Annotated in this window: 3 protein-coding genes and 4 tRNA genes; 1 reads left to right on the forward strand and 6 read right to left on the reverse strand. The window is 51.2% G+C overall.

The genetic code is table 11. The features are described from left to right. Nucleotide 1: 1 nt before the first annotated feature. The 4 genes from K5R89_RS26605 to K5R89_RS26620 form a co-directional block, all read right to left on the reverse strand. Nucleotides 2–74, reverse strand: a tRNA-Thr gene (locus K5R89_RS26605). A 5-nt stretch (nucleotides 75–79) separates the two neighbouring features. Next, nucleotides 80–154: transfer RNA gene (locus tag K5R89_RS26610), tRNA-Gly, on the reverse strand. Between the two features lie 115 nt (nucleotides 155–269). Beyond that, nucleotides 270–354, reverse strand: a tRNA-Tyr gene (locus K5R89_RS26615). 10 nt (nucleotides 355–364) lie between these two features. After that, nucleotides 365–440, reverse strand: a tRNA-Thr gene (locus K5R89_RS26620). A 429-nt stretch (nucleotides 441–869) separates the two neighbouring features. On the opposite strand from K5R89_RS26620, the gene coaA reads away from it, so the two are divergent. Then, nucleotides 870–1,820: a type I pantothenate kinase gene (gene coaA, locus K5R89_RS26625; RefSeq protein WP_032429237.1), complete on the forward strand. Its 951-nt coding sequence runs from the start codon at nucleotides 870–872 to the stop codon at nucleotides 1,818–1,820. A 26-nt stretch (nucleotides 1,821–1,846) separates the two neighbouring features. On the opposite strand, the gene birA is transcribed toward coaA, so the two are convergent. Then, nucleotides 1,847–2,809 carry a bifunctional biotin--[acetyl-CoA-carboxylase] ligase/biotin operon repressor BirA gene (gene birA, locus K5R89_RS26630; RefSeq protein WP_023291589.1) on the reverse strand — a complete coding sequence of 321 codons (963 nt, stop codon included), beginning with the start codon at nucleotides 2,807–2,809 and terminating at the stop codon, nucleotides 1,847–1,849. After that, nucleotides 2,806–3,834: a UDP-N-acetylmuramate dehydrogenase gene (gene murB, locus K5R89_RS26635; protein WP_087827774.1), complete on the reverse strand. Its 1,029-nt coding sequence runs from the start codon at nucleotides 3,832–3,834 to the stop codon at nucleotides 2,806–2,808. The genes birA and murB overlap by 4 nt, the downstream gene beginning before the upstream one ends. Nucleotides 3,835–4,127 lie beyond the last annotated feature (293 nt).

Genomic DNA, 4,127 nt, shown 5'->3' on the forward strand with positions numbered 1-4,127 from the left:
GTGCTGATACCCAGAGTCGAACTGGGGACCTCACCCTTACCAAGGGTGCGCTCTACCAACTGAGCCATATCAGCACGTCTGGAGCGGGCAGCGGGAATCGAACCCGCATCATCAGCTTGGAAGGCTGAGGTAATAGCCATTATACGATGCCCGCATCCTGAAACTCGGCTACCCAGTTCTTTCTGTAATACTAAAGAGACTGCTCTCTGTAGTATTGAGCTGATTAGTTTACCCAACCAACTCCGGCTACGCAAAGCGTCGCCAGAAAGTGGTGGTGGGGGAAGGATTCGAACCTTCGAAGTCGATGACGGCAGATTTACAGTCTGCTCCCTTTGGCCGCTCGGGAACCCCACCCAAATTGTTATGGTGCCGACTACCGGAATCGAACTGGTGACCTACTGATTACAAGTCAGTTGCTCTACCTACTGAGCTAAGTCGGCATCAAGTAGCGCGCATTCTAGGGAGAGGAGCGAGTTCATGCAACTAAAAATTTGCATAAAACGTTCTCTTGCTCACATTTTGTGCTCTTACGCGAAAAAACGGTGTAATTTCAAACAAAGGAGTGCAAATAATCGCCAGCAAACAGCACAGCAGGCGCGGTTCCGGTCATCCACGTTTACCCGGAACGTATGCTGACCGCAGCCTGAAAGGCAGCAGGCCGTTAGCACTATCCTGTTAGCAAAGACCATGCTTTGCAAAGCATAAGAAACTTATTCCTCTCTTGTGACGCTGGCGCGAGAAAGCAGCATTCAATGAGTTTTTTTCTTATTATTCCCGGCAATCTGGTGTTACCCTCCTGCCCATTGTCCTGATTAACTCGTGTGAAGCATCGCCGTTTCAACGTATTCGGTGATGGTAAGAACATGCTTATGAGCCAAAAAGAGCAGACGTTAATGACACCGTACCTACAATTTAACCGCCACCAATGGGCTGCACTTCGTGATTCTGTCCCGATGACGTTAACCGAGGAAGAAATCACGCGGTTAAAAGGCATCAACGAAGATCTCTCTCTGGAAGAGGTTGCTGAGATCTATTTGCCGCTGTCGCGTTTGCTCAACTTCTATATTAGTTCTAACCTGCGTCGTCAGGCGGTTCTCGAACAATTTCTTGGCACTAACGGTCAGCGAATTCCCTATATAATCAGCATAGCTGGCAGCGTTGCGGTAGGTAAAAGCACCACCGCCCGTGTACTGCAGGCCTTGCTTAGCCGTTGGCCTGAGCATCGCCATGTCGAACTCATTACCACTGACGGATTTTTGCACCCTAACTCGGTTTTGAAAGAACGTGGGTTAATGAAGAAGAAAGGCTTTCCGCAGTCTTATGATATGCATCGGCTGGTGAAGTTTGTCTCCGATCTCAAATCAGGAGTACCGCAGGCAACTGCACCGGTTTATTCCCATCTAATTTATGATGTTATTCCCGACGGCGATAAAACTGTCGCGCAACCGGATATTCTCATTCTTGAAGGACTGAATGTTCTGCAAAGTGGGATGGATTATCCACACGATCCGCATCATGTATTCGTATCGGATTTTGTCGACTTTTCTATTTATGTCGATGCCCCGGAAGAATTATTGAAAAGCTGGTATATCAACCGCTTTCTTAAATTCCGGGAAGGAGCATTTACCGACCCGGATTCTTATTTCCATAATTACGCCAAGCTATCGAAGGAAGAAGCGGTGGATATTGCCACCTCGCTATGGAATGAGATTAACCTAATGAATCTCAAGGAAAACATCCTTCCAACTCGTGAGCGCGCCAGCCTGATTATGACCAAGAGCGCCAATCATTCTGTTAATCAGGTACGCTTACGGAAATAAAGCAAAGGGAGCCGAAGCTCCCTTTTTTATTCTGCGCTGCGCAATGATATTTCACCACCGACCCAGGCTTTTATCACACCATCCTGCTCCAGCAATAGCGCCCCCTGGGCGTCAATACCGCGGGAAATGCCATAAATTTCTTTATCACCGATAATCAGTTTTACCGGACGATGAATAAAGTTATCCAGTTTTTCCCAGCGCGGCAGATAAGGAGCCAACCCTTCCTGCTCGAACAGCTCCAGTCCCAGGCGCAGCTCTTTAATCAGGCGCGCGGCGAGGAGGTTACGATCGATGACCACCCCTGCTTCCTGAAGGCTGATCCAACCCTGATTGACGACATCAGACTCCACGTGACGCATCACAAGGTTGATACCCGCGCCGCTGACGATTTGTGCGGCATCGCCCGTTTTTCCCGTCAGTTCCACGAGGATCCCTGACAGCTTACGATCCTGCAGATAAATATCGTTCGGCCATTTCACGCGAACCTGTTCGGCCCCGAGTTGCTGCAGCACTTCAGCGATCACAATACCGATCACCAGGCTTAGGCCAATAGCCGCTGCCGGGCCCTGCTCCAGACGCCAGTACATTGAGAGATAGAGATTCGCGCCAAAGGGGGAAAACCATTTTCTGCCTCGTCGACCCCGCCCTGCCTGCTGATATTCAGCCACGCAGGCATCGCCGGACGTCAGCTCATCCAGTCTGTCCAGCAAATACTGGTTAGTGGAGTCGATTACCGGAAGGACAGTCACTCGGCCATGCTCTATCTGTTGGGAGATCTTTTTCTCATCCAAAAGATGAATAGGCTCTGGCAGGCTGTAACCCTTGCCCGGTACGGTAAACACATCAACGCCCCAGTCGCGTAAAGTCTGGATATGCTTATTAATCGCCGCCCGGCTCATGCCTAACTGCTCGCCAAGCTGTTCACCTGAGTGAAACTCACCATCAGCAAGGATAGAAATTAGCGTTAAAGGGATAGTATGGTCTTTCACGCAATGCTCTCCTCTGCGTTGACTTCACCATGCGTTCCAATGAAGCGCACCTCGGGTTGAAGCCATACATTGAATTTCGCACCCACCTGCTGGCGAACATAATGGGCAAGCTTTATCACATCCTCACTGGTCGCTTGATCTTCATTAATCAGTACCAGCGCCTGCTGTCGATGCACGGCCGCGCCGCCGATGCGTTGTCCTTTGAGCTGACATTGATCGATTAGCCAGCCAGCGGCCAGCTTGACGCTGCCGTTTGCCTGCGGATAGTGCGGTGCATGAGGGAACTGCGCCAGCAGCGCTTCAGCAACCTGAGCGCTGACGATCGGGTTCTTAAAAAAGCTGCCAGCATTACCGTTAATCTTTGGATCCGGCAATTTAGTCATTCGCATATGACAGACCGCATCGAATACCTGCTGCGGGGTGACCGTCTGCGGATCGAGACGTGTTAAATCACCGTAGCTCAGCACCGGTCGCCACGCTTTCTCTAACGCCAAGCCAATCGCGACGATGGCGTAGCGGTCCTGATATTCATGTTTAAAGATGCTGTCGCGATAGCCGAAACGGCATTCCGCTGCGGAAAGGCGTTGTTTACGTCCCGTTTCCAGCTCGATGCAGTCAACATATTCGCAAACCCGCTGCAATTCGACGCCGTAAGCGCCAATATTCTGGATAGGCGAAGATCCTGCGCAACCAGGGATTAATGCCAGATTTTCCAGACCAGGCATCGCATGCTGTAGCGTGAACTGCACCAGTTGATGCCAGTTTTCGCCGGCGCCGACGTGCAAGCGCCAGGCATCCGGGGTTTCGCTCACCTCGATCCCCATCATTCGGTTGAGGATCACCGTACCGGCATAGTCGTTCAGAAACAGGACGTTACTGCCTTCCCCAAGGATTAGCGTGGGTTCGCCAGCCGCGACCGCGGTTTGCCAGGCGCTTAATAACTGTTGTTCAGTTTCGGCGCGTACTATCGTATTGGCGGATCGCTCAATGCCAAAGGTATTCCAGGGTTTGAGGGAGTGGTTCATAGTGGCTTCCTGATGCAAAATCGGCGTTAGTTTACCGTATCTGGCGGGGGAAGGCTTGCCTGATTACAGAGGCAATAATATTGCGGGGCGCTAACGGTGGTGATGTGGTGTACCGGTCCGGGCTACAGAACCCGCAAGGTCCGTAGCCCCAGTAAGCGCAGCGCCACCGGGGAAATATACCCCACACAGCAAAAAACCCCGTACCTTTCGGGACGTGGTTCTTTTTAAACGCAAAAACAAAAAGCTCAGTCTTTCGACTGAGCTTTCTGCTTTATTTGATGCCTGGCAGTTCC

This window comes from Klebsiella sp. TF21-TM (assembly GCF_019753495.1).
In the GTDB taxonomy this organism is placed as follows: domain Bacteria; phylum Pseudomonadota; class Gammaproteobacteria; order Enterobacterales; family Enterobacteriaceae; genus Klebsiella; species Klebsiella quasipneumoniae.

Coding starts and splice junctions, on each gene's coding strand:
- coaA (WP_032429237.1), top strand. CDS start 870: ATGAGCCAAAAAGAGCAGACGTTAATGACACCGTACCTACAATTTAAC.
- murB (WP_087827774.1), bottom strand. CDS start 3,834: ATGAACCACTCCCTCAAACCCTGGAATACCTTTGGCATTGAGCGATCC.